Origin of the sequence: Peribacillus sp. Aquil_B1 (assembly GCF_022603275.1) — a bacterium.
Taxonomy (GTDB): Bacteria; Bacillota; Bacilli; order Bacillales; family DSM-1321; genus Peribacillus.
On the sequence record NZ_JAKXEE010000005.1, the window covers coordinates 146,401 to 169,439 of the forward strand.

General features: G+C 41.8%; 27 protein-coding genes. 13 read left to right on the forward strand and 14 right to left on the reverse strand.

Going from position 1 to position 23,039, the window contains the following annotated elements:
* Positions 1-8 precede the first annotated feature (8 nt).
* Entirely contained in the window at positions 9-1,595 is a 1,587-nt protein-coding gene (gene pckA, locus MPH60_RS24525) for a phosphoenolpyruvate carboxykinase (ATP) (RefSeq protein ID WP_101225563.1), read from the forward strand.
* A gap of 904 nt (positions 1,596-2,499) precedes the next feature.
* Here the strand turns inward: pckA and MPH60_RS24530 are convergent.
* Genes MPH60_RS24530 through MPH60_RS24545 form a run of 4 tightly spaced genes read right to left on the reverse strand, consistent with a single transcriptional unit; the run spans position 2,500 to position 6,655 of the window.
* On the reverse strand, positions 2,500-2,718 hold the full coding sequence (locus MPH60_RS24530) for a hypothetical protein (protein WP_241594194.1): 219 nt from the start codon (positions 2,716-2,718) through the stop codon (positions 2,500-2,502).
* 49 nt (positions 2,719-2,767) lie between these two features.
* Entirely contained in the window at positions 2,768-4,069 is a 1,302-nt protein-coding gene (locus MPH60_RS24535; protein ID WP_241594193.1) for a nucleotide sugar dehydrogenase, read from the reverse strand.
* 40 nt (positions 4,070-4,109) lie between these two features.
* Positions 4,110-5,426, reverse strand: a complete 1,317-nt coding sequence (locus tag MPH60_RS24540) for a glycosyltransferase (protein WP_241594192.1) — start codon at positions 5,424-5,426, stop codon at positions 4,110-4,112.
* 23 nt (positions 5,427-5,449) lie between these two features.
* Positions 5,450-6,655: a glycosyltransferase family 4 protein gene (locus tag MPH60_RS24545; RefSeq protein ID WP_336275684.1), complete on the reverse strand. Its 1,206-nt coding sequence runs from the start codon at positions 6,653-6,655 to the stop codon at positions 5,450-5,452.
* A gap of 196 nt (positions 6,656-6,851) precedes the next feature.
* Between MPH60_RS24545 and wecB the strand changes: the two genes are divergently transcribed.
* Entirely contained in the window at positions 6,852-7,988 is a 1,137-nt protein-coding gene (wecB, locus tag MPH60_RS24550; RefSeq protein ID WP_241615874.1) for a non-hydrolyzing UDP-N-acetylglucosamine 2-epimerase, read from the forward strand.
* A gap of 508 nt (positions 7,989-8,496) precedes the next feature.
* The gene (locus MPH60_RS24560; protein WP_241594700.1) at positions 8,497-8,904 is read left to right on the forward strand and encodes a VOC family protein; all 408 of its coding nucleotides are present in this window, start codon (positions 8,497-8,499) and stop codon (positions 8,902-8,904) included.
* A gap of 72 nt (positions 8,905-8,976) precedes the next feature.
* On the opposite strand, the gene MPH60_RS24565 is transcribed toward MPH60_RS24560, so the two are convergent.
* The 4 genes from MPH60_RS24565 to MPH60_RS24580 form a co-directional block, all read right to left on the reverse strand.
* Positions 8,977-9,747: a sulfite exporter TauE/SafE family protein gene (locus tag MPH60_RS24565; protein ID WP_241594699.1), complete on the reverse strand. Its 771-nt coding sequence runs from the start codon at positions 9,745-9,747 to the stop codon at positions 8,977-8,979.
* Positions 9,748-9,789: 42 nt separating this feature from the next.
* The gene (locus tag MPH60_RS24570) at positions 9,790-10,242 is read right to left on the reverse strand and encodes a DUF523 domain-containing protein (protein ID WP_241594703.1); all 453 of its coding nucleotides are present in this window, start codon (positions 10,240-10,242) and stop codon (positions 9,790-9,792) included.
* A gap of 548 nt (positions 10,243-10,790) precedes the next feature.
* Positions 10,791-11,033, reverse strand: coding sequence for a DUF2584 domain-containing protein (locus MPH60_RS24575; protein ID WP_076370015.1), 243 nt, complete (start codon positions 11,031-11,033; stop codon positions 10,791-10,793).
* Positions 11,034-11,074: 41 nt separating this feature from the next.
* The gene (locus MPH60_RS24580; RefSeq protein ID WP_241594698.1) at positions 11,075-11,863 is read right to left on the reverse strand and encodes an alpha/beta hydrolase family protein; all 789 of its coding nucleotides are present in this window, start codon (positions 11,861-11,863) and stop codon (positions 11,075-11,077) included.
* A gap of 135 nt (positions 11,864-11,998) precedes the next feature.
* On the opposite strand from MPH60_RS24580, the gene MPH60_RS24585 reads away from it, so the two are divergent.
* The 4 genes from MPH60_RS24585 to MPH60_RS24600 all read left to right on the forward strand — a co-directional run bounded on the left by MPH60_RS24585 (position 11,999) and on the right by MPH60_RS24600 (position 14,922).
* Positions 11,999-13,000, forward strand: coding sequence for an ABC transporter substrate-binding protein (locus MPH60_RS24585; RefSeq protein WP_405388960.1), 1,002 nt, complete (start codon positions 11,999-12,001; stop codon positions 12,998-13,000).
* Between the two features lie 27 nt (positions 13,001-13,027).
* Positions 13,028-13,798, forward strand: coding sequence for an ABC transporter ATP-binding protein (locus MPH60_RS24590; RefSeq protein WP_137019594.1), 771 nt, complete (start codon positions 13,028-13,030; stop codon positions 13,796-13,798).
* Positions 13,788-14,579, forward strand: a complete 792-nt coding sequence (locus MPH60_RS24595; RefSeq protein ID WP_241594697.1) for an ABC transporter permease — start codon at positions 13,788-13,790, stop codon at positions 14,577-14,579. The genes MPH60_RS24590 and MPH60_RS24595 overlap by 11 nt, the downstream gene beginning before the upstream one ends.
* A gap of 184 nt (positions 14,580-14,763) precedes the next feature.
* A complete protein-coding gene (locus MPH60_RS24600) occupies positions 14,764-14,922 on the forward strand; it encodes a hypothetical protein (protein ID WP_241594696.1) in 159 nt (52 codons plus the stop codon).
* On the opposite strand, the gene ytkD is transcribed toward MPH60_RS24600, so the two are convergent.
* Together ytkD and MPH60_RS24610 are read right to left on the reverse strand one after the other, a co-directional pair.
* Positions 14,884-15,354, reverse strand: coding sequence for an RNA deprotection pyrophosphohydrolase (gene ytkD, locus MPH60_RS24605; RefSeq protein ID WP_241594695.1), 471 nt, complete (start codon positions 15,352-15,354; stop codon positions 14,884-14,886). The genes MPH60_RS24600 and ytkD overlap by 39 nt on opposite strands.
* A 112-nt stretch (positions 15,355-15,466) precedes the next feature.
* Entirely contained in the window at positions 15,467-15,817 is a 351-nt protein-coding gene (locus MPH60_RS24610) for a hydrolase (RefSeq protein WP_245406464.1), read from the reverse strand.
* 226 nt (positions 15,818-16,043) lie between these two features.
* Here MPH60_RS24610 and MPH60_RS24615 point away from each other — a divergent pair, with 226 nt between their 5' ends.
* Positions 16,044-16,310 carry a DUF6154 family protein gene (locus tag MPH60_RS24615; RefSeq protein ID WP_370694063.1) on the forward strand — a complete coding sequence of 89 codons (267 nt, stop codon included), beginning with the start codon at positions 16,044-16,046 and terminating at the stop codon, positions 16,308-16,310.
* 96 nt (positions 16,311-16,406) lie between these two features.
* Here MPH60_RS24615 and MPH60_RS24620 read toward each other — a convergent pair whose 3' ends face one another.
* Positions 16,407-16,847: a Dps family protein gene (locus tag MPH60_RS24620; protein ID WP_241594693.1), complete on the reverse strand. Its 441-nt coding sequence runs from the start codon at positions 16,845-16,847 to the stop codon at positions 16,407-16,409.
* A 124-nt stretch (positions 16,848-16,971) separates the two neighbouring features.
* Here MPH60_RS24620 and ytzI point away from each other — a divergent pair, with 124 nt between their 5' ends.
* Positions 16,972-17,127, forward strand: a complete 156-nt coding sequence (gene ytzI / locus MPH60_RS24625; protein ID WP_241594692.1) for a YtzI protein — start codon at positions 16,972-16,974, stop codon at positions 17,125-17,127.
* Between the two features lie 38 nt (positions 17,128-17,165).
* On the opposite strand, the gene MPH60_RS24630 is transcribed toward ytzI, so the two are convergent.
* Positions 17,166-17,639, reverse strand: a complete 474-nt coding sequence (locus tag MPH60_RS24630; RefSeq protein WP_137019600.1) for an S-ribosylhomocysteine lyase — start codon at positions 17,637-17,639, stop codon at positions 17,166-17,168.
* 209 nt (positions 17,640-17,848) lie between these two features.
* On the opposite strand from MPH60_RS24630, the gene yidD reads away from it, so the two are divergent.
* Both yidD and MPH60_RS24640 read left to right on the forward strand, forming a co-directional pair.
* On the forward strand, positions 17,849-18,070 hold the full coding sequence (gene yidD / locus MPH60_RS24635) for a membrane protein insertion efficiency factor YidD (RefSeq protein ID WP_245406465.1): 222 nt from the start codon (positions 17,849-17,851) through the stop codon (positions 18,068-18,070).
* Between the two features lie 121 nt (positions 18,071-18,191).
* On the forward strand, positions 18,192-19,142 hold the full coding sequence (locus MPH60_RS24640) for a metal ABC transporter solute-binding protein, Zn/Mn family (RefSeq protein WP_241594690.1): 951 nt from the start codon (positions 18,192-18,194) through the stop codon (positions 19,140-19,142).
* Between the two features lie 53 nt (positions 19,143-19,195).
* Here MPH60_RS24640 and MPH60_RS24645 read toward each other — a convergent pair whose 3' ends face one another.
* On the reverse strand, positions 19,196-20,260 hold the full coding sequence (locus MPH60_RS24645) for a DctP family TRAP transporter solute-binding subunit (protein ID WP_241594689.1): 1,065 nt from the start codon (positions 20,258-20,260) through the stop codon (positions 19,196-19,198).
* Positions 20,261-20,400: 140 nt separating this feature from the next.
* On the opposite strand from MPH60_RS24645, the gene MPH60_RS24650 reads away from it, so the two are divergent.
* Together MPH60_RS24650 and MPH60_RS24655 are read left to right on the forward strand one after the other, a co-directional pair.
* The gene (locus tag MPH60_RS24650) at positions 20,401-22,011 is read left to right on the forward strand and encodes an ATP-binding protein (RefSeq protein WP_241594688.1); all 1,611 of its coding nucleotides are present in this window, start codon (positions 20,401-20,403) and stop codon (positions 22,009-22,011) included.
* Entirely contained in the window at positions 22,004-22,699 is a 696-nt protein-coding gene (locus tag MPH60_RS24655) for a response regulator (protein WP_241594687.1), read from the forward strand. The genes MPH60_RS24650 and MPH60_RS24655 overlap by 8 nt, the downstream gene beginning before the upstream one ends.
* A 47-nt stretch (positions 22,700-22,746) precedes the next feature.
* Here MPH60_RS24655 and MPH60_RS24660 read toward each other — a convergent pair whose 3' ends face one another.
* Positions 22,747-22,896: a hypothetical protein gene (locus MPH60_RS24660; RefSeq protein WP_241594686.1), complete on the reverse strand. Its 150-nt coding sequence runs from the start codon at positions 22,894-22,896 to the stop codon at positions 22,747-22,749.
* Positions 22,897-23,039 lie beyond the last annotated feature (143 nt).

A 23,039-nucleotide genomic window follows, 5' to 3' on the forward strand; every position in this document is an offset into this window, starting at 1 on the left:
CCTCATATATGAATTCTGTAGATGTTTCTAATGAGTTACACCAGTTATTAACAGGAAACAATGTGCAAACTCAACTTTCAGTTCCTCAATTGGTCGAAAAAGTATTAAGCAGAAATGAAGGCGTTTTAACATCAACCGGCGCAGTAAAAGCTGAAACTGGCAAATATACTGGTCGTTCACCTAAAGATAAATTTATCGTGGAAGAAGCATCCGTTAAAGATAAAATCGATTGGGGTTCAGTGAACCAACCAATTTCCGAAGATGTGTTCAATAAACTATATAATAAAGTAGTTGACTACCTAAAAGCAAAAGAAGAGATTTTTGTTTTTAAAGGTTTCGCTGGTGCAGACGAATCATCTCGTCTTCCAATCCGTGTTGTTAATGAATATGCTTGGCATAACCTTTTCGCCCATACTTTGTTCATCCGTCCAAATGAAGAGGAACTAAGAGGTCACGAAGCTGAATTCACAATCCTTTCTGCGCCTAACTTCAAAGCAGACCCAGAAGTGGACGGAACCACTTCCGAAACTTTCATCATCGTTTCATTTGAACGCCGTACCATCCTGATCGGCGGAACGGAATATGCAGGAGAAATGAAAAAATCGATCTTCTCGATCATGAACTACTTACTTCCAGAGGCTGGAATCCTTCCAATGCATTGCTCTGCTAACGTAGGACGTGAAGGGGACGTCGCTTTATTCTTCGGACTGTCCGGTACAGGCAAAACAACTTTATCAGCAGATACTAGCCGTAAGCTGATTGGCGATGACGAGCACGGCTGGTCTTCTAACGGCGTATTCAACATCGAAGGCGGCTGCTATGCGAAAACGATCAATCTTTCACGTGAGAAAGAACCACAAATTTTCGATGCAATCCGTTTCGGTGCCGTATTGGAAAATGTTGTTGTTGATCCGGATACACGTGAAGCGAACTATGATGACAGTTCATTGACTGAAAACACTCGTGCTGCTTACCAAATGCAAGCGATTGATAATATCGTGAACCCAAGTATTGCAGGACATCCAAATACAATCATTTTCTTAACAGCTGATGCTTCAGGCGTTCTGCCTCCAATCAGCAAGCTTTCCAAAGAACAGGCAATGTTCCACTTCCTAAGCGGATACACTAGTAAATTGGCTGGTACTGAAAGAGGCGTAACTTCACCGGAAGCTACATTCTCCACTTGCTTCGGTTCACCATTCTTACCGCTTCCAGCTCAACGCTATGCTGAGATGCTTGGTGATAAAATTGACGAGCACAATGCAAAAGTATACCTTGTCAACACTGGCTGGACTGGCGGAGCATACGGAACTGGAAGCCGTATGAAACTTGCTTACACTCGTGCAATGGTACAAGCGGCACTTGAAGGTGAATTAGCGAACATCGAAACGATCAAAGATGATATCTTCGGCTTGGATATCCCGCTTCATGTTCCTGGTGTTCCTGATGAAGTGCTTCAACCAATCAAGACTTGGGCAGATCCTGCCGCTTATAAAGAAGCAGCAACGGACCTTGCCGCACAATTCCGTGCTAACTTCAAAAAATTCGGCAGCGTTCCAAGTGAAATCGAAGAACTTGGCGGACCGACAGCTTAATAAATTGTACACAAAAGGACCAAGCTCTTGCTTGGTCCTTTCAATTTGTCAAAAAAGTTGATTGGACTTGGTTATCCTTCATGGTTTACTTTTTGAATGGATTCCTCAGAAATTTGCTACACTCCTGCCACTGGCTAACCAAGAACCCGCTAGATACATTAGCGAGAGACTTAGCAGACAACAGTGGCCGGAAATGAAGCGGATATCATGCGTGGACCTTAAAAATAAATGCTTCGGAGTCCGAATAGTGAGGTGTAGATTAAATTCGTGAACGGTCGAATATTGTGCCGGTTAGGTCATTTAACTGCGATATCGGTGGAATATTGTGCACTGTTGGTCGATTAACTGCAACAACCGTCGAATATAATGCACTGTAGGTCGATTAACTGCCGTGAACGGTCGAATATTGTGGACTGTTGGTCGATTAACTGCGTCTTCGGCCGAATATTGTGCCCTGTTGGTCGATTAACTGCGACATCGGTCGAATATTGTGCACTGTTGGTCGATTAACTGCAACAACCGTCGAATATAGTGCACTGTTGGTCGATTAACTGCGACAACCGTCGAATATTGTGCACTGTTGGTCGATTAACTGCAACAACCGTCGTATATAGTGCACTGTTGGTCGATTAACTGCGACAACCGTCGAATATTGTGCCCTGTTGGTCGATTAACTGTGACAACCGTCGAATATGTGCACTGTTGGTCGATTAACTGCGTCTTCGGCCGAATAATGTGCACTGTTGGTCGATTAACTGCAACAATGGTCGAATATTGTGCACTATAGGTCGATTAACTGCAACAACGGCTGAATAATGTGCACTGTTGGTCGATTAACTGCGACATCGGCCGAATATTGTGCCCTGTTGGTCGATTAACTGCGTCTTAGGTCAATAAGTACGGTTTAGGTAGAATAACGGCGGCAACGGCCTAATATATGGCTAGCCAAGCCCCCTCCAGATTGTTTGGCGGGGGCTTGGCGGAAAGGGAGCGGATTTCTGAGACCAACTGAAACGTTTCCACAGTTTCTGAAAGGACAAGCTCTCGCTTGTTCCTTTTCTTCAATGATCATCTGTCCTCCGTTCCTCCGCCAGATGATGAAATTCAAAAAGGGCACTGTCATAGTCAGCGCCCCTGAATCCTTATACCTTTATCGATGTTTGTCCAAGTTTTTAGATGATCGCTTTATTCCTGGCTTTTTTCATGGACATCGTTTTGTATTGATATATGTTGCCCAGATTGGCCACCGGGACATCTGTTTTAGTTGCATCAATGCAATTGCGTGTATCCAAAATCAATTTATTTCTCATGAGATTTGATAGATTATCATAATCCATTTGTTTAAATTCATCATGGTCGGTCAGAACAAGTATCAAGTCGGCATCATTTACAGCGTCTTCCACTGATACGACTGGCATCTTTCCAGATTGGACATGCGGGTCATGCAAGGATACATCCATGTTTTCCATCCCCATCAAGATATTGACGACATCAATGGCTGGGCTTTCACGAATATCATCTACATTTCCTTTGTATGCAAGACCGAAAACAGCTACTTTTGGCTTCCGGATCCCCTCTAGCATCATCCTTACGGAATTAACGATATAATAAGGCATCGATACGTTGGTATCGCGGGCCAATTTAATGATTCTCGCTTGCTCTGGTGCCTTTGCAACGACGAAATACGGATCGACCGCTAAACAATGGCCGCCAACTCCTGGTCCTGGTTGGTGAATATTGACACGAGGGTGTTTGTTTGCCATCGATATGACATCCAAAACATTGATATCCAGCTCGAAACAGATTTTCGTCAGCTCATTCGCAAGGGCGATATTGACATCCCTGAAGGTGTTTTCCATCAGTTTGGACATTTCAGCCGTTTTCGCATCCGTCTGAATGATCTCTCCTTGAACGAAGGTTTTATAAACAAGACTTCCTTTATATGAGCATGTTTCCGTGATGCCCCCGACGATACGGTTATTATGAACCAACTCTTCAAGAATCCTACCAGGTAAAACACGTTCCGGACAATGAACGAGGAAAATATCTTTTCCGATGGTAAGGCCCGTCCTCTCGATCATCGGTTTAATATGATCATCCATACTTCTCGGCGCTATTGTCGATTCGATAATGATGACATTTCCTTTTTTGATAAAAGGAAGAATGTTGGAGGTTGCATCCAGTACATGAGTTAAGTCACAAGATTGGTGTATGTCCTTTTTATTTGGAGTAGGCACCGCGATGATGAAAACATCTGCATGTTCCGGGCTTAACGCAGCTCGGAACTTATTGGAAGCAATCACTTCTTCTAATACCTCATCCAATCCAGGTTCTTCGATATGGAGCCTGCCGCTATTCAATTTGGAGATAATTTCAGGATGGATATCCACGCCGACAACATCGACACCGTATTTCGCAAACATTAAAGAAGTTGGAAGTCCTATATAACCAAGTCCGATTGTACAAAGTTTCATATAAACCACTCCTATCTATTTTTCTGCTACACTCAATTTGTTAGGCTGTTTGATAGATTTCGATAAAGATTTCCTTCTCTTGTTTCCAATTGTATTTTTGCCGCGCCTTCAGACAGTTATTGCTCATTTCCGCCCTTTTTTCAGGATGCTTCAATAAGTAATTGACACCTTCGGCAATTGATTTTGGATCATGTGAATCGACACACACACCGATTTTTTCCGTATCGACAACCTTTTGGATTTCAGGAAAGCTGCAAGCAACCACAGGCACACCGCTCATCATGTATTCAAACAATTTATTTGAAGAAGCGGAGTAGTGATTAAAGCAGACATTATTCAATATCTGAAAACCTAAATACGCATTTTTTGTATAATGAAGCAGCTCGTCGACCGGAACCTTCGGCAGGAACTTCACACGATGCTCCAGATTCATGTCGCTTACTTTTTTCATTAAATCATCCTTGATTCTTCCATCTCCGATAAAAACTACCGTCCCGCCCTCGATCATCGGTACAGCATCAACCAATTGCTCCAACCCTCTTCCCATTTGAACGCCGCCTTGGTATAACAAAATCGGTTCATTCTCTGGCAAATCGAGCAGTTCATGCAAATTCACGGCCGTACTTTCCTCGGGATTGGTTGGAATCGGGTAGTTATGGACCACCTTGGGATACAGACCATATAAGTCTTCGTTATACTTAGCTCTCGTATGGTTTTCGGCAATCATTTCATCGACGAACATTAATAGGAATTTCTCCATCATCCCGTAAATTCGGCTATTATATCCCGTTCTGCTCGTTTGTACCTCATGCGAGTCATAAATTAGCTTCTTCCTTCTCAACCATTTACTGCTGATCGCTCCCTGCATGAGCGTATTCAAGTCATTTGAATGATAAAAATCATATTTCCTTTTCCGGCCATGATAGATCATTTGACCAAAAATGTAGCTCCTTGTTAATAGTGTCGGCAGCTTCGTTTTAGTGATCATCAGGGTGCCCATCGCAAGGAGTGCAAATGAACCGAACAGTATTGCCGATCCCAACCAGCCGTTGATCAAGTTCAAGTTCCATAACGTATTCCAGACCAATAAGGCCAACAGAACGATTTCAAACTTCTTTTTCTTCAATTTGCCTACGATCCTGAGAATCCTATGAAGCGCCTCCCAGCGGTTATTCACCCTGGTGACAGAGAAACCATTTTGGTGTTTCTCCTTTTTGGGCAAACCCTCGATTTTCCAGTTATGAATGGCAATTAAATCGACTTCATAACCCGCTTCAGTAAGTGCTGTGCATTCTCTTAGAACCCTTGCATCGTTTGTAAAGTGATTCCACACGAACATACATACTTTCTTCGCCATGTTGTCCTCCACTTCCGGATTTTTCAGCCTGACGCTTCCATCACATTGATGAGACCTTTAATATTTTTAGACCATTGAAAATGTTGTTTAGCATACCGATGACCGTTTTCCCCTAGTTCTTCACGAAGGGCTGGATCTGAGGCCATGGTCAAGATATGCTGACAGATTTCATCAACATTCCTGCTCTCTGCCACAAGCCCGCATTTCGCCTCTGATAGCATCTTTTTGGCCCTGCCGTCCACATCACCGACAATGGGTATTCCGACACACATATAATCGATGATTTTACCAGGCAGCACCTTATTGAAAACTTCTTTTTCAACCAGGCTCACATAGGCAATATGGGACGATGAAACTTCATGAAGAGTCACTCTTCGATTCATCGCATTAATCATTTTAATATTTGTCAGCCCTCTAGAGCTTATCTCCTTCTCCACTTCGGATATCCGATATCCATATCCAATCATCGAGAACTCGATTTGTTTATGTTCCCTTAGCTTTTCAGCTACGGCTATCAGTTTTTTCAAGTCCTGGGCCAGTCCGATATTCCCAGCATAAACAACCTTGATTACCTTTTCCGATACGGGTGTAAGTAAATTCTTTAACGTAAGCTCATCCGCAGTAAGCGAATTGGGGATGTATTGGATGGCCTCTTCCTTGACTCCCTTTGCAACGATATAATCCCTGAAACCAGGACTATTGATGATAATAAAATCTGAATGCCGATATAGCTTCCTTTCCAGGAAAAAAGCGACTTTCAAAACCCACTTATTAGTAAATACTCCTACTCCTATCAACGATTCCGGCCATAAATCCCTGACATCGGTAATGAGTTTCGCCTTCATCTTTTTCTTGGCGATCAAAGCCGCCATTGTCGGGAAGATCGGCGGGGTCGTGGCAAACACATAATCATATTTTTTTTCGAGACGGATGATTGTATAAATGAAAAGCCACATCGCTTCAAGATAATGAAGCAACCGCTTTCCCATATTGCTTGTATACCTCTTCACTTTGTCCGGTTTAATCCTGATGACATCTTCTTCAATGCTTTCTTCATCCCAAAACTTTGTATCTTGATATAAACTTTGATTAGGATAACTCGGCTTCAATGTGATGACCGTTACCTCAAATCCGTTTCTTTTCAAATGGAGATATATATTTTTCATTCTATTTCCCGCACTTCCGATTTCCGGATAAAAGTTTTGCACGATCATCAGGACGCTTTTCATATTCGCCTATCACCTCTATTCTGCTGTGCTTTACTTCCTGCTTTATATTGTAAATGCCAGATATTAACTGAAGGTTAAAGAAATATAAAGTCCTTATTAATATTGTAAAAATTCTGTTAATTATTGTTTCGTTTTTATATTTCCCATGAACTTCCCGTTATAATGAGGGAGACATTCAGAAGGGGAGGAAATGAGCATGCCTAAACAACGTATTAAGGTCATGACCGTATTTGGTACAAGACCAGAGGCTATCAAAATGGCACCAGTCGTTTTGGAACTGAAAAAGCATCCAGAAGAAATAGAAACCATCGTGGTGGTCACCGCCCAGCATAGGGAAATGCTCGACCAAGTCTTGCAATGTTTTAAAATAAAGCCTGATCACGATTTGGATATGATGAAGGATAGACAAACATTAGAAGAAATTACAACTCGAGGGCTTGAAAAATTGAGTTCGCTCATGAAAGATATAAAACCGGATATCGTCCTCGTACATGGGGATACAACGACAACTTTCATTGCAAGCTTGGCAGCTTTCTATAATAAGATACAGATTGGTCACGTTGAAGCTGGTCTCCGGACTGGTAATAAGTATTCTCCATATCCTGAAGAAATGAATAGGCAGCTGACAGGCGTTCTGGCTGATTTGCACTTTGCGCCAACTAATCAGGCGGCAGAGAATCTAATTTTGGAAAATAAAAAGAGTGATTGTATCCATATTACTGGCAATACGGCTATCGATGCGTTGAAAACAACAGTACAAAAAGATTATGAACATCCGATTCTATCTGGTTTAAATGGAGACCGTATGTTATTGATGACAGCGCACAGACGGGAAAATATCGGAAAACCAATGGAAGAAATATTCCGTTCCGTCAAACGTCTGCTTGAAGATTACACGGATATCCAAGTAGTTTTCCCGCTACATAAAAACCCGGTTGTCCGTGAAATTGCTTACCGGATTTTTGGTGAAACGGAAAGACTTCACTTAATTGAGCCGCTTGAGGTGCTTGATTTTCATAATTTTGCAGCGCACGCCCATCTAATATTGACAGATTCTGGAGGAGTACAAGAAGAAGCTCCCTCACTCGGCGTTCCTGTCCTTGTGTTACGAGATACAACAGAACGTCCGGAAGGAATCGATGCTGGTACTCTTTTACTGGCAGGAATTGAGGAAGAACGAATTTATCAATTAGCCACAAACTTACTTACAAATGAAGAAACCTATAAAAAAATGGCGACTGCTTCCAACCCATACGGAGATGGATTCGCTTCAAAACGCATAGTTGAAATCCTATTGAAGCATTGCGGAATGAAATCCCCCCTTCCATTATGAAAAATCAAATAGTGAGAAAAGCCTGTCACGTAAGCGGCAGGCTTTTTCTTTTCAGTCAGATTATGAAACGGCTGCTTCCATTTTCATTTGCCCTTTTATTAGCGCCGGATTAACGCAAAGAGTACATAACTAATTTAAATTTGAAAATGCTAAATACATATGTGATAGTTTGGGAGATCAAAGTTTCATTGAAGTCAATCGTATATGTTAAAACCTGCTTGGAGGTGTTGTAATGTTCGGGAAAGATCCTAAGTGTGGTAAATGTGGTAAAGAAATTAAGGGGGATGAAGTCGTTCTTGTGAAAATACGTTATCCGAGGATGACTGAAATAAAAGCATATTAAAAAAATGAAGGACGTTTCATCTGCGAAGCTTGTTTTGATAAGAAAATTTGTTTTTAATTTATTTGATGGCTGAACATGAAAATGCAGCTAAGTCCCCGTGAATATAAAGGAGGATAAGATCTCCCTGTCGAATTGATAGTCATGACACGAAACAGGAGGATTAGTATGAAAAATCAAGTTACCCCCTATTTAATATTCGATGGACAAGCAAAAGACGCATTAGCCTTTTATGCAGAGGTATTTCATGCAGAGATTACCGATATGCAAACTTACGGGGAAGCTAATTTCCCAACACCTGAAGAAGCGAATGACCTTGTTCTGCATGCCAAAATCAAAAAAGGCGATTTGTTGATCATGGTATCCGATACGTTTCCAGGCAATCCCTTTGAAGCCGGGAATAATGTTGCATTGGTTCTCGAATGTGAAAGCGACACGGAAATCAAGCATTTATATGAGGTTATGTGTGATCAAGGATTATCCTTAATGGAATTGCAAGATACCTTTTGGGGAGCTAAGTATGGTAAGGTCAAGGATAAATTCGGCATTCACTGGGACTTGAATTTCACAAAATGAATGTAAAAATGGCCGAAAATACGATTTGTATCCCCGGCCATTTTTAATAGAATCAATCGCAGATACGATGCATCAAAACACATGAAAATAATTAAGGACATTTTTTCCAATCAATACAATCGTGACACAAATGAATAATATTCGTACATAGGAAGCACCTTTTTTAATTGCGAAGTTCGTTCCTACCAGTGCTCCTGCGACCATTGCCAGACCCATCGGAATTCCATAGGCAAAATTAACGGTCCCCAAAGATAAGAAAATGATAAGTGCGGCAATATTGCTTCCAAAATTCAATATTCTTGCATTCCCGGCTGCCTGGACAAAATCAAACCCGATGATCAACAATGAAAATAATAAAAAGGAACCTGTGCCTGGTCCAAGAAAACCATCATAAAAACCAATCGCAAATATTATGACAATCAAAAGAATCATTTTCTTCCTTGTCAGCCCTTTATACTTTGCATCTTTGCCCCAATCCTTTTTTACCAACGTATAAATCGCAACAACGACCAATAAAATCAAAATGAGGGGCTTCAGTACCTCTGCGGAAACAAAATGTACAACGTATGCTCCTAACGCCGCTCCAATCACGGTAATCGGAAACAGCTTGATGACAAATTTGAAATCCACTTTTCCAGCCCGAATGAATGAAATCGTACTCGTTAAAGATCCCATAGTACCCGCCAGCTTGTTAGTGGCGAGTGCCGCTGAAGGCGAAATCCCCGTGAACAATAAAGCCGGAATGGAAATTAATCCGCCCCCGCCCACAACGGAATCGATGAATGCGGCAATAAAACCCGCAAGTACTAAAAATAGCAAAGTATAGAGATTGATATCCTCCATGCATTCCCCTTCTTTCAAAAGCATTATCAAAAATGCCATTACTCATTTTTCATATAACCCTTCCTCTGAAATGACAGTGAATCCATGCCGCTTAAGCAAAGCCGCGGTCACTCCATTCCCGACCTTCTTCTCCCCGTTGAATTTCCCATTATAAATCGTGGCACTTCCACAGGATGGACTATTTTCTTTTAAAACGACTAACGTCGCCCCTACCTCCTGGGCTTTCAATAACGTAAGATTGGCTCCCTCTATGTACAATTCCGTTACATCCCTGCCCGACTTTTCAATGACCTTCGCTTTTCCATCAAGGACATCCCCGCCTTCACCGCCAACTATCTCAGCAGGCTCCCTCGGTGTTGAAAAACCGCCAAGCAACTCAGGACAAACCGCTATAGCCTTTTTCTCCCTCATTAATTCCATAATTCCATCATCCAGGCTATGTGTACCATTGTATCTTACCTCAAGACCCGCTAAACAAGCACTCACCAAAATCATCAAATCACCCCGTTTCATGCACTTTCCACCATTTTACCACGTAGGTTGGATTTATTGGTGCAGAGGTCGAATTATGGGCGTGTACGGTTGAATTGTTGATGCGTGGGGCGAATTATGGGCGTGTACGGTCGAATTTCTTGATGCGTGGGGCGAATTATAAGCGTGTACGGTCGAATTTCTTGATGCGTGGGGCGAATTATGGGCGTGTACGATCGAATTGTTGATGCGTGGGGCGAATTATGGGCGTGTACAGTCGAATTGTTGATGCGTGGGGCGAATTATGAGCGTGTACGGTCGAATTGTTGATGCGTGGGGCGAATTATGGGCGTATACGGTCGAATTATTTGGGCGTGGGGCGAATTATGAGCGTGTACGGTCGAATTATTTGGGCGTGGGGCGAATTATGAGCGTGTACGGTCGAATTTCTTGATGCGTGGGGCGAATTATGGGCGTATAAAGCCCGAATCATTCGCACATCTGGTCGAATTCTGCCACAAATCAAAAAAAGCGCTTGCAGCGAAGACGATTCCCGGCAAGCGCTTGTCTATTTAGTTAGTTGAGTTCAGTGATAGTAGTTGGTACGTAATGATGGTCTTTTCACTGGTCCATTCAATTTTTTGGATAACGGCTGTTCCGCTTGAGTCAGATTGAATCGTCTTGCGGACATCGATTGGAATATCGATAGGGTATAACCTGTAACCATCTTTCGAGAGCCGAAAAATGTTTTCTTCTTCACGGGTTTCGTTCCCTTTTGTAACGATCATGGTATTTAGCTCCATAGGCATGCCCATGTGTATCTCCTCCTCTTGCCAATATATACTTCATTCTATCATTATTCGGTTTTACTTTTCATCCAAGATGTTAAATCTTCGACTACTTTTCTGTTCACGGCCGGCGGGAAGTAATGTGTGAATTGAGGGAAATACCAGCTTTCGACCTCTTTGTCATGCATTTTCAGCCTTTTTTCCAACCTGTACGCGTGTTCAATGGCGACATTATCATCTTTTTCACCATGAATGATCAATACGGGTACATTCAAATCTTCAATCGCAAACAATGGCGTACGGTATTCATATTGATCGGGGCATTTTTTAGGTGTACCGCCGATGACCCGCTTCATCATCCGACGCATATCGACACGTTCGACATATGTTAAAAACATATCCGACACTCCACCCCATGTGACGATCGACGCTGCATTCCTGCAGTATATCCCCGTCCAAAGCGCCATGATGCCGCCACGAGAAAATCCAAGGATATGAATGTGATCCTTGTTCACTCGGGGATGCTGTTCAAGAAGATTGAATCCTGATATCGCATCGAATCTATCTTCGCCTCCAAAATCCTCATCTCCCTCTCCGCCTTGATTTCCACGGTAAAAAGGGGCAAAAACGATGAAACCTTCTACGGCATACTGCACGATCCTAGCGGGCCTCACCTTGCCTACATTTTTAATCCCGCCGCGTAAATATAAGAAGGCATCATGTATTTCGCCATCAACAGGTTCAGCCAGCAACCCCTTTACCTTCAGGCCTTGTGATATGTACGTAACTGAATAAAGATGGATTCGTGGATGCGGTGATGGAAACCGCCGTTTTGAAATAATCGTTCCGTTCTCCAATTTCCACTCTCCTTTCACTTTAATCTTATTGTAAAACATCCGCTTGTTTTTATCCCCTGCGAGGCATTCACATTTTTTTCTTCCGTTCATACGATAATGTAGGCAAAATACCTATATATCAAGGAGGAAGGAATTTTGAAAAAATGGTGTAAAGCAGGTGTCGTATTTTTACTTTTGTGCATGCTGGTGATCCCGCTTGGAGCATGCGGCAACAAGGAACAGGAAACAACGAAGGTCAGGGTTGCCGAAGTAACCCGCTCCCTTTTCTATACACCACAATATGTAGCGATTGAAAAAGGATTTTTTAAAGATGAGGGTCTCAGCATTGATTTGAAAACGACGGCAGGCGGCGACAAGACCATGACCACGCTTCTGTCCGATGGGGCGGATATTGCTCTCGTTGGCTCTGAAACATCGATTTACGTTCAGGCACAAGGTTCGAGCGATCCCGTCATCAACTTCGCTCAATTAACACAGACGGATGGAACGTTTCTTGTTTCACGTGAAAAAATTGATAACTTCAATTGGGATATGCTGAAAAACTCTACATTCCTAGGCCAGCGAAAAGGCGGGATGCCGCAAATGGCCGGCGAGTTCGTATTGAAAAAACATAACATAGACCCGAAAAAAGATTTGACCCTCATCCAGAACATTGATTTTGCGAATGTCGCAACTGCCTTTGCTTCCGGAACCGGCGATTTTGTTCAACTGTTCGAACCAACGGCCAGTGTGTTTGAAAAAGAAGGAAAAGGCTATATCGTCGCATCTTTCGGTTCCGAGTCCGGGCATCTTCCCTATACAGTTTATATGGCTAAGGAAAGCTATTTGAAAGAAGACAAAGAGACTGTCGAAAAATTCACGAGAGCATTGAAGAAAGCACAGGATTGGGTTCAGGAAAATGATGCTGCTGAAATTGCGGAAGTCATTCAGCCGTATTTTGAAGATACCAATATCGAAACGATGGAAACTGTCATCAACCGTTACAAAGAACAAGGTTCCTTTGCCACCGACCCCATCCTTGATGAAGAAGAATGGAATAATCTGCAAAACATCATGGATGAAGCAGGCGAGCTACCTTCACGTATAAGCCATGAAGAGCTGGTCAATACCGATTTTGCTGAAGAAGTCACAAAATAGCAGAGCTAAAGGTAAGGAGGATGTCAGATGAGCTTTTTAAAAATCCAAGACATTCACCATACTTATTTTTCAAATCAGACGGCAGCGACCGCACTAGCGGACATTTCCCTCGACATTGAAAAAGGTGAATTCGTCTCTTTTCTAGGTCCGAGCGGCTGCGGAAAAACCACCCTGCTTTCCATCATCGCCGGGTTATTTCCGCCCACTGCAGGAAAGATCCTGCTCGAAAACAAACCGCTGAAAGCCAACAGTGACCTTTCAATCGGCTATATGCTGCAGCAGGATTATCTATTTCCATGGAAGACGATTGAAGAAAATATATTATTAGGATTGAAACTGATTAAAAAAGATGAAGGCCTTGAGAGAATAAAAACGCTGAAACTTTTAAGTGACGTTGGATTGGGAGGCACCGGAAAATTATATCCGCGCGAACTCTCGGGAGGAATGAGGCAAAGGGCTGCACTGGCACGGACACTGGCGGTCGACCCAAAAATCCTTTTGCTTGATGAACCATTTTCGGCTCTTGATTACCAAACGAAGTTGAAACTGGAAGACCTTGTTTTTGAAACCCTGAAATCCTTCGGAAAGACAGCTGTGCTCGTCACCCATGATATCGGTGAAGCCATTGCAATGAGTGACCGCATCTATCTGTTTTCCGCGAATCCAGGAAGCGTGCACAAAACCTTCAAGGTGCCCGATGAACTGCGGGAACTCACGCCTTTCCATGCACGCAACCATCCACAGTATCCGACGCTATTCCAAACGATCTGGAAGGAGCTTGAGAGCCTTGAATATTGAACAGCTTCATAACCAATATAAAACCTCAGTAAAAAAAGAAAACAGGCTCATTCGCTTTTATCAGATCCTGATTTTCATCGTTTTTTTCAGCAGTTGGGAACTTTTATCCAGAATGGAAGTGATCGATCCGCTCATCTTCAGCTCCCCAACTAAAGTGTGGCATCTTTTCATACAAAAATTGGGTGATGGAACACTTCTATCCCATTCCGGAGTGACCCTATTCGAGACCGTTCTCGGCTTTATCATTGGGACACTGCTTGGAACGATCCTGGCATCCCTGCTATGGTGGTCGCCAAGATTATCCAAAACACTTGACCCCTATCTCGTCATTTTAAATGCCATGCCGAAAGTGGCACTCGGCCCCATCATCATCGTAGCATTCGGCCCTGGCTTTCCATCCATCATCTCGATGGGGGCGATCATCTCCATCATCATCACCACCATCGTCGTCTACACCGCATTTCGCGAAGTGGACCCAAACTACCTGAAGGTGCTCCAAACTTTTGGCGCCACAAGAACACAAGCTTTTCGGGAAGCCATATTACCCGCCTCCTTCCCGACGATCATTTCAACATTGAAAGTGAATGTCGGCCTCTCTTGGGTCGGCGTCATCGTAGGGGAATTCCTTGTTTCAGCCAAAGGACTCGGCTACCTCATCATTTATGGCTTTCAAGTCTTCAACTTCACCCTTGTAATGCTTGCCCTAATGATCATTGCCGTATTTGCCACAATCATGTATCAGCTAGTAGAACTGCTCGAGAGAAAATTAATCAAAGACTGACCAAACTGCCGATAAACCTCGGCAGTTTTTCATTCATGCTTGAGATGAAAATCGAATTTAGTTGTGGTTCGGATTGTTTACTTGTGGTTCGGGCGTTTACTCGTGAATTTTGGCGGTTTACTCGTGAGTTTTGCGATTTACTCGTGAGTTTCGACCATTTACCTGTATATTTTGGCGTTTACTCTTGAATTTTGGCGATTTACTCGTGAGTTTTGGCGATTTACTCGTGAGTTTTGGCGGTTTACTCGTGAGTTTTGGCGATTTACTCGTGAATTTTGGCGGTTTACTGGCAAGTTCCAGCGATTCAATCGTTTCTCAGCAAATTTCCCTCATCCAGTCTTGATAAGCTCAACGGTACAATCTCATCTTTCATGATGAAGCTAAACTCCTCACCGAGTTCATCCGGCAATGCTTCCAAAAAGACCGGACCATCCGTTTCCAGGTAATTTTGTTTCTTTTCTACCCCGCTCAACGCAGCATAGTATATCGATTTAACAAATGGTTTGACTGGATGATGTACCTTATATTGTCCCAAAAATTGCAGCTGGCCCACCAGGCCTCCTGTTTCTTCATACACTTCACGTATGGCTGTTTCTTCAATCGATTCCCCTGCTTCCCGTTTACCTCCAGGGAACTCCAATCCCCGTTCTTTGTGTTTGGTCAATACCCAACTGCCCTTATATCTGCTGAGTATAAAAACATGCCAAGACTCTCCAAAGACAGGATTCTCGGAGAATTCGACCTTATATCCGTTCTTATCAAGAAAACGTTTCATTTTTCCCCTTCTCTCCGTATAAGAAATAATGCTATTCCCTTCTCTCATTATATGGGTAAAAAAAACCACTATCCAGCCAGAATCTGCATCACATCAAAAAAACGATGGATCCTCAATATTCGAGGCCATCGTCTGTTGGTTTTGCCTGTAAAATCCCCATGCTTTCTATATGCCGTCTTCCTTCTTCAGTACCTAGGGCATAAATCATCTCGTAAATTTTTTGGAGTGTTATATCCTGTTTATCATTTTCGCGGTCAAAATGATATTGTAGGTATGGGACATGTGCCCGGTAAAAATTTTCTTCCCCTACTGAATAATTATAATCAAATAATTCACGTAATTTTATGATTTCATTATCTGTCGCTTCGATCTCAAAATTCCATGGAGAACTTTCCCTATCTTGTGTTATCTGCCCATTCGGAAGCCAAATGTAATATTTTTTCCTGTTTTCAGACACATCCATCCACCCTTTCCATATATCCTACACTTATTTTTCACGTATTTTCCTACTTCATACAATGGAAAATTTTGTTTACAGAAGAACAAAGATGTTAAATAATAGATTAAAGTATCTTTCAAAGGGTAAAACATATAATAAGCCCAAGCATCCCTTAAGATTTTTATATGCACCCAGAGGTTTTTTTGATAACCTACATATAAAGAGATAACGGATTTCTAATAAATGTGAGGTGAGAGTTTTGAAGTTAATTGAAGAATTATACAATATGTACCGTGATAAGATGACTGGTGATGAAGAAGATATTGATATGCTTACTTTTGCGGTTCTGGAACAGCTTGACCGCAAGGAAATTTTCGAATTGCTTCAAGAGATGGATGATCAAGAACTAACCAATTTAATGGGCCTTTACATTATAGAAACGTTAAAAGGGAAGTTCGCTCAAAATAGTATGAACGACACGAAACCTACACATTTTCCGCCAAGGAATATTCATTAATACATACCTTGTCAGGTGTCCTTCTTTTGATGGATGCCTTTTTTATTGTTTTACCCATAAAAAAAAGCCCTGCCGAAGCAGGGCTTTTCCTAAATCTTAATGTCCTAAATATGCACGCAGCATCCAAGCATGTTTGTTTAAGCTTTTCTTCATGCCTGTCAGCATATCAGCCGTAACCGGATCTTCTTCTTCGGCAACTTCGATGATTTCAAGGAACTCTTCGGAAAGCTTCTCAAAATCACTGATGACGCTTTGAACCATATCTTCTGTATTTTCATTACCTGTCGCTTCTTCGATCGTCGTTAATTCCAGGTACTCTTTAAGCGTAGCAACCGGCTTTTCACCAATGGCCAATAGTCTTTCAGCCAATTCGTCATAGTTGGATGTCACTTCTTTATATATTTCTTCCAGTTTTTGGTGAAGTTCAAAGAAGTGCGGTCCATTCACGAACCAGTGGTAATTATGAATTTTCGTATAAAGAACACTGAAGTTTGCAATTTCCTTATTCACTAAAGTTCCTAATTTTTTCTGAGCCATAAATATCTACCTCCGTAAGTTGGTTATACCTTTATAATTCCCTCTATTCGAAAATTGAAACATTATCTGACTAGGTTCTTATGCTAAAATGAATCTAAATTGTGAACGTTAGGAGCTGTAAAGTATGATTACGGTTTTAGTTATTTCCATTATTGTGATTCTGATTGTATTGGCATTATCGGTCCTAACAATCGGAAAGGGTTACAGCTACAAGCATACAGTGGATCCCGTCGATCCTTTGCCTGAGGATGAGGCGAAAAAAGAAGAACCTGAAAAATAAAAAAAGTTCCTGTCACAAATGGACAGGAACTTTTTTTATTAACCAAAAACTTTATGAAGATCTTCTTTATCTTGTGCAAGCCAGAAATTCATCAATTTCTTAGCTCCTTCAAGATCATGCAATTTTGCTTGGCCGCATTGTTTTTCATTTGCAGCTGGAATTTCGGTAATTGTAACAGCATCCTTGAATGTATCTTCAAGAACATCGATGATTTCCGTCACTGTCGGCTCACCGCTGACAACAAGGTAATATCCCGTTTGACATCCCATTGGCGATATATCGATTATATCAAAATGATCGTAGCGCTCGGAATGCTTACGGATATTGAATGCAAGCAAGTGTTCCAGGGTATGGATCGTATCCGGCTTCATCGCTTGTTTATTCGGCTGGCAAAAACGGATATCAAATTTATTAACAACACCGTCTGTTCCGACCTTATGGACACCGCAATGTCTAACATATGGGGCTTTAACAGCATTATGATCTAATTCAAAGCTTTCAACTGAAGGCATTTAATTCACTCCTTAATTGTATGTCATCTCTATTTTACCTTGAATAACAATATATTTCATCCTTTAAAATTAATTCTCATTATATCACTCGGAATATCTACATGCTTATTCCTTTTTTACCCTTATTGGAAATTTAGAAAATATGCTATAATTAAGGGTAGTGAATTTACTCGAAAAGAGATGAAAGCATTGTGTTGAAAAAAATATTAATGGGAATCATTCGTTTTTACCAAGTTGCTATTTCTCCAATAAAGCCGCCTACCTGCCGTTTTTACCCAACTTGTTCCCATTATGGTTTGGAAGCGATCAATCGATTCGGACCTATAAAAGGAAGCTGGTTAGCACTCATCCGCATTCTTAAGTGTCATCCGTTTCATCCAGGGGGCATTGACCTTGTTCCTGAAAAAAAAGAAAAAAGTGAGGACCAATAGAAAAAAACCTTGCTTTCTTTTGCAATCTTTTGTATCATACAGAAGTCAAATCGTAATCATTTCGTTTTTACCATATAACATTCAAATCGTAATCAATACGAATTATAAAGGAGCATTTCATATGAAAATTCGAGCATTGCTCTCACTTTTCCTTGTTACTGCGGTATTTCTGTCAGCCTGCGGCAATTCGAAGGGAGAATCGAGTAAAGAAGAAACCAAGGATGCCTTGGATATATATACGACGGTTTACCCTTTACAATACTTCACGGAAGCCATTGGCGGGGAGTACGTAAATGTCGAGACGGTTTATCCTCCCGGAACGGATGAACACTCATTCGAACCCTCTCAAAAAGATATTGTAAAAATGGCTGAGTCAGACCTATTTTTCTATATTGGCTATAATCTTGAAGGCTTTGTAACCAAGGCTGAACCAATTCTAAGCAAAGAAGGCGTCAGCACAATTGCGGTGGGCGAAACGGTTCATCTTGATGAAGATGAGCATGCACATGAAGAGGAACATGCACATGAAGAAGACGGTCATGACCATGGGGGCGTTAATCCGCATTTATGGTTAGATCCCATCTATTCCATAGACATGGCAAAAACCATCAAGGACGAATTAACAAAAAAAATGCCGGAACAGGAAGAATATTTCAACGATCATTTCAACGAGCTTTCCGAAAAGCTTGAGGCACTTGATGAAAAATTCGCTACGACAATCGAGTCAGGCCGTACCAATAAGATCATCGTTTCCCATTCTGCATATGGTTATTGGGAGGAACGCTATGGATTGAAACAAATTGGCGTCACAGGACTAACGTCTTCAAACGAACCTTCTCAAAAGGAACTGGGGAAAATCGTAACGATGGCTGAAGAAGAAGACTTGAACTACGTCATCTTTGAGCAAAATATCAGTTCTAAACTAACCGAGATCATCCAAAAGGAAATGGGAGCGAAATCACTTAAGCTCCATAACCTTTCCGTGTTGACGGATAAAGATATCGAAGCCGGTGAAGATTACTTCAGTATTATGGAAAATAATGTAAAGACATTACAAACTGCATTACAATAGGAAAAAGAGGGGGCCCTTTTGGGTCCGCTCCTTTTTTTGTCCCCATTATTTAGTTATTCCTTTAAATGTTTCTCACGGATCTTTTCCATTTTCGTCATCAATTCGGTTCCAATCGTTTGTTCGAATTCCGGATAAATGACAGTCATCTCATCCATCCATTCTTTCTTTTCTTCATCTGACAGTGTATAGATGTCGATATTCGATTTTTGCTGGATTTCCTGAAGCTGTTCCTGGTTCAATTCATTTGATTTGATCCATAGCCATTTCGTTGTATCATCCATCGCCCGTTGAATTTGCTGCTGAATATCCAAAGGGAGTTTGTTCCAAAACTGTTTGTTTATCATGACTACATACCCTAAATAGCCATGGTCACTGATCGTTAAATATTTTTGCACCTCATATAATTTCTTGGAATAGATATTGGAAATCGTATTTTCCTGACTGTCCGTCTCATTGATTTCAAGGCTTTTAAACGTTTCGTTAAACTCCAGCTCAGAAGTTGTCGCCCCAAAATGATTGAATTGGCTTTTCAGGACTGCACTTGGCATGATTCTAAAATTCTTTCCTGCAAAATCACTTGGATGCCTTATCGGTTTACTGCTTGTAATCTGTTTATAGTTATTCGACCAAAATGCGAGTCCCTCGATATCGATGGTGTTCAGCTGCTTAAGCAGCTCTTCCCCCACTTCCCCATTCAATGCTTCCTGCAAGGCAGCGTCCGTTGGAAAGACATAAGGAAGGTCCAATAGCATCCATTTCTTTGATAAGCTCGTAATTTTAGATGCAGTCGGAGCAATCATCTGCACCTTGTTTTCTTGTAACGCTTCGATTTCTTCATGATCACTATATAATGACTGATTAGGATAAACTTCGATTTTGACACGATGATCTGTATATTCATCTACCAGTTTGGCAAATCGGTTCGCAGCTAGCCCTTTAGGTGTATTTTCGGCAACGACATGACTGAACTTAATCACGATTTGATCCTTCATCCCGACCTGCTCCTCATCCTTCGGCAAATTGAAACCGAAGCCTGAAAAGAACGATTGAAACGATATATACACAGCTATCAACAGCCCCAAGCCAATTAATAAGAAGTACCCCCATAATGCACGCATACCGACAACTCCTCACCGCTCACTTCACATTATCACTATTCTATCACAGCTTTTTACTGTCGTAATACAATGCGCGAAAAATAGCGAAAAGTGGTAGAAATTCTGTTACTATAAAGTATAGAAGTAATGGAGGAAAAACAATGGATAAATCCTTTCATATGCCCATTCAAATTAAAATCACCCTGCTATCATTCGTAATCGTCGCTTTTTCGATACTAATAGGCGGGATTTTTATATTCGGAAATATCGTTTCGGTCAGGGAGGATGAAATCGGCAAACGCTCCATGATCACTGCCCATACTATCGCCGAACTCCCTGAAGTACAAAAATTGGTTCGTGAGCCTGAAGGATGGACTGAGCTTAATCCGATTATTGAAAACTTAAGGAAAATCCATCAAGCGGATTATATAGTTGTACTCAACAATCAGCATATACGCTATTCCCACCCGGTGTTTAGTCAATTGGGGACCCCATCCAGCAGCAGCGACGAAAGCGCTGCGTTCGCTGAACACGAATACCTTTCAAAGGCCGCTGGGGAACTTGGCATTTCCATCCGCGCCTTTGTCCCGATCCTCGATAAAGATAGAGAGCAAATCGGCGTCGTACTGGTTGGGAATATCTTGCCTACGATACCGGAATTAATCAAGGACCTGAAAGGTGAAATCGCGATTATCCTGGTCCTTACACTTCTATTCGGTGTATGCGGCTCATGGCTCATGGCAAGAAGGATAAAAAAAGAGACCTTCCAACTTGAACCACATGAAATTTCACGGATGTTAGTTGAAAGGACAGCCGCTTTCAATGCGATGCATGAAGGGGTGATCGCCATAGATAAAAATCAGACAATCACGATTTTCAATGAAAAGGCTAAGCAAATATTCAATATTAACGGTGCGGTCATTGGTAAGAATATCAATGATATTATACACGATACCCGTCTCCCGGAAGTGCTTGACCGGACATCTCCCATCTTTAATCAGGAGATCTCGGTTCAAAACAGGAATATTGTAAGCAACCGGGTACCGATAAAGATTGCGGATAAAACGATCGGTGCGGTGGCCATTTTCCAGGATCGCACCGATGTGACGAAGCTAGCTGAAGAGTTGACTAGTGTCAAAGCATTCGTTGAAGCTCTGCGCGTTCAAAACCATGAACATATGAACAAACTTCATACGATAGCAGGTTTGATCCAGCTAGGCAATCTTGACGAAGCGCTGCATTACATTTTTCAGATCACCGAAGAACAAGAGGAATTGACCAGGTTTTTAACGAAGCACATTCACGATGATAATTTAGTGGGGCTGATATTAAGTAAGATCTCCTTGGGTAGGGAACTCGGAATCGAGCTCATCATGGACAAGCACACGAAATTGGACCGCTTCCCCGCTGATTTGGATCATCACGATTTTGTATTGATAATCGGAAACCTGATTGAAAATTCATTCGCAGCGCTAAAGCATTGTTCAGAGGAAACAAAACAGGTTTATCTATCCATCTACCAGGATGAACGTCATTGTCAAATTGTGCTTGAGGATAATGGACCCGGCATTCCAGAGGACATTCATAAAGATATATTCGAGTATGGTTTTACAACAAAAGGTGCGGAAGGATCAGGAATTGGTCTTTATCTAATAGACCAAATTGTAAAAAAAGCGAACGGCGAAATGAAATTCACGACACGCCCTGACGAAGGAACAAGCTTTCTTCTTTCTTTTCCGATGCACGATATAGAGGAGAACCAAAATGACTAACGAAATTCGTGTACTTTTAATTGAAGACGACCCAATGGTCCAAGAGGTCAACAAACAGTTCATCGAGCGCCTTCCTGCCTTTAAAGTCGTTGATACAGCTTCAAATGGGCTTGAAGGGCTGGAAAAAATCAGGCAGTCTAAACCCGACCTTGTCATTTTGGACATCTTCATGCCATCTTTAAACGGGGTTGATACACTTTATCAAATCAGAAAAGAGCAAATGGATGTGGATGTCATCATCATTTCAGCGGCAAATGATCAGAAAACGATCAGAAAAATGATGCAGAATGGGGCTTTTGACTATTTAATCAAGCCATTTAAATTCGATAGGCTTAAACATACGCTGGAACAATACTTCGCTTTTCGGATGGAGGTTGAACCTGACCATCAAATTTCTCAAACCCAGCTCGACCGAATTCTCTTTCAAAATAAAACACATTCTGAAGCGAGTCCGAAATATGATGTTCCCAAAGGGTTGAATGGCGCGACTCTTGAGCAGGTGACGAAGTTCATAAAGACCCAGCCTGGGTCACTATCTGCAGAAGAAGTGGCTGATGGGATTGGAATCGCCAGAGTTACAGCAAGGCGCTATCTTGAATACTTGCATGGCGAAGAAGTCCTTCAGCTTGACGTACAATATGGCAGCATAGGCCGCCCTGTCAATAGGTACCGGCTTAAAAAAACTTAAAACGCATGGGGACCGGCTCGAAATGGTTCCCTTTTTACTTTTACTCTTTACGCACCTGTCTTCCGGTCATATAGGCCCCACTTTCTCTTCAAAAGAAACAGCTCACACTCTTCCAATGCCGTCATTTCTTTAATGACATAGTCCGCCATGCCCCTTTTTAGTAGAATCTCCGCAATAAGGTACGGTTTTTTCTTCATACACTCTCCCCTCCCTTTCCCTTGGTTGCCATTCTTTTAATCTCATTATACAAAATAATCCAATAAAGAAAAAATAGACAAAGCCCCATTTTCGGAAAAAAATTATGGTTTACCCGGCCATTCAAATGATTTTCCTACTCTAA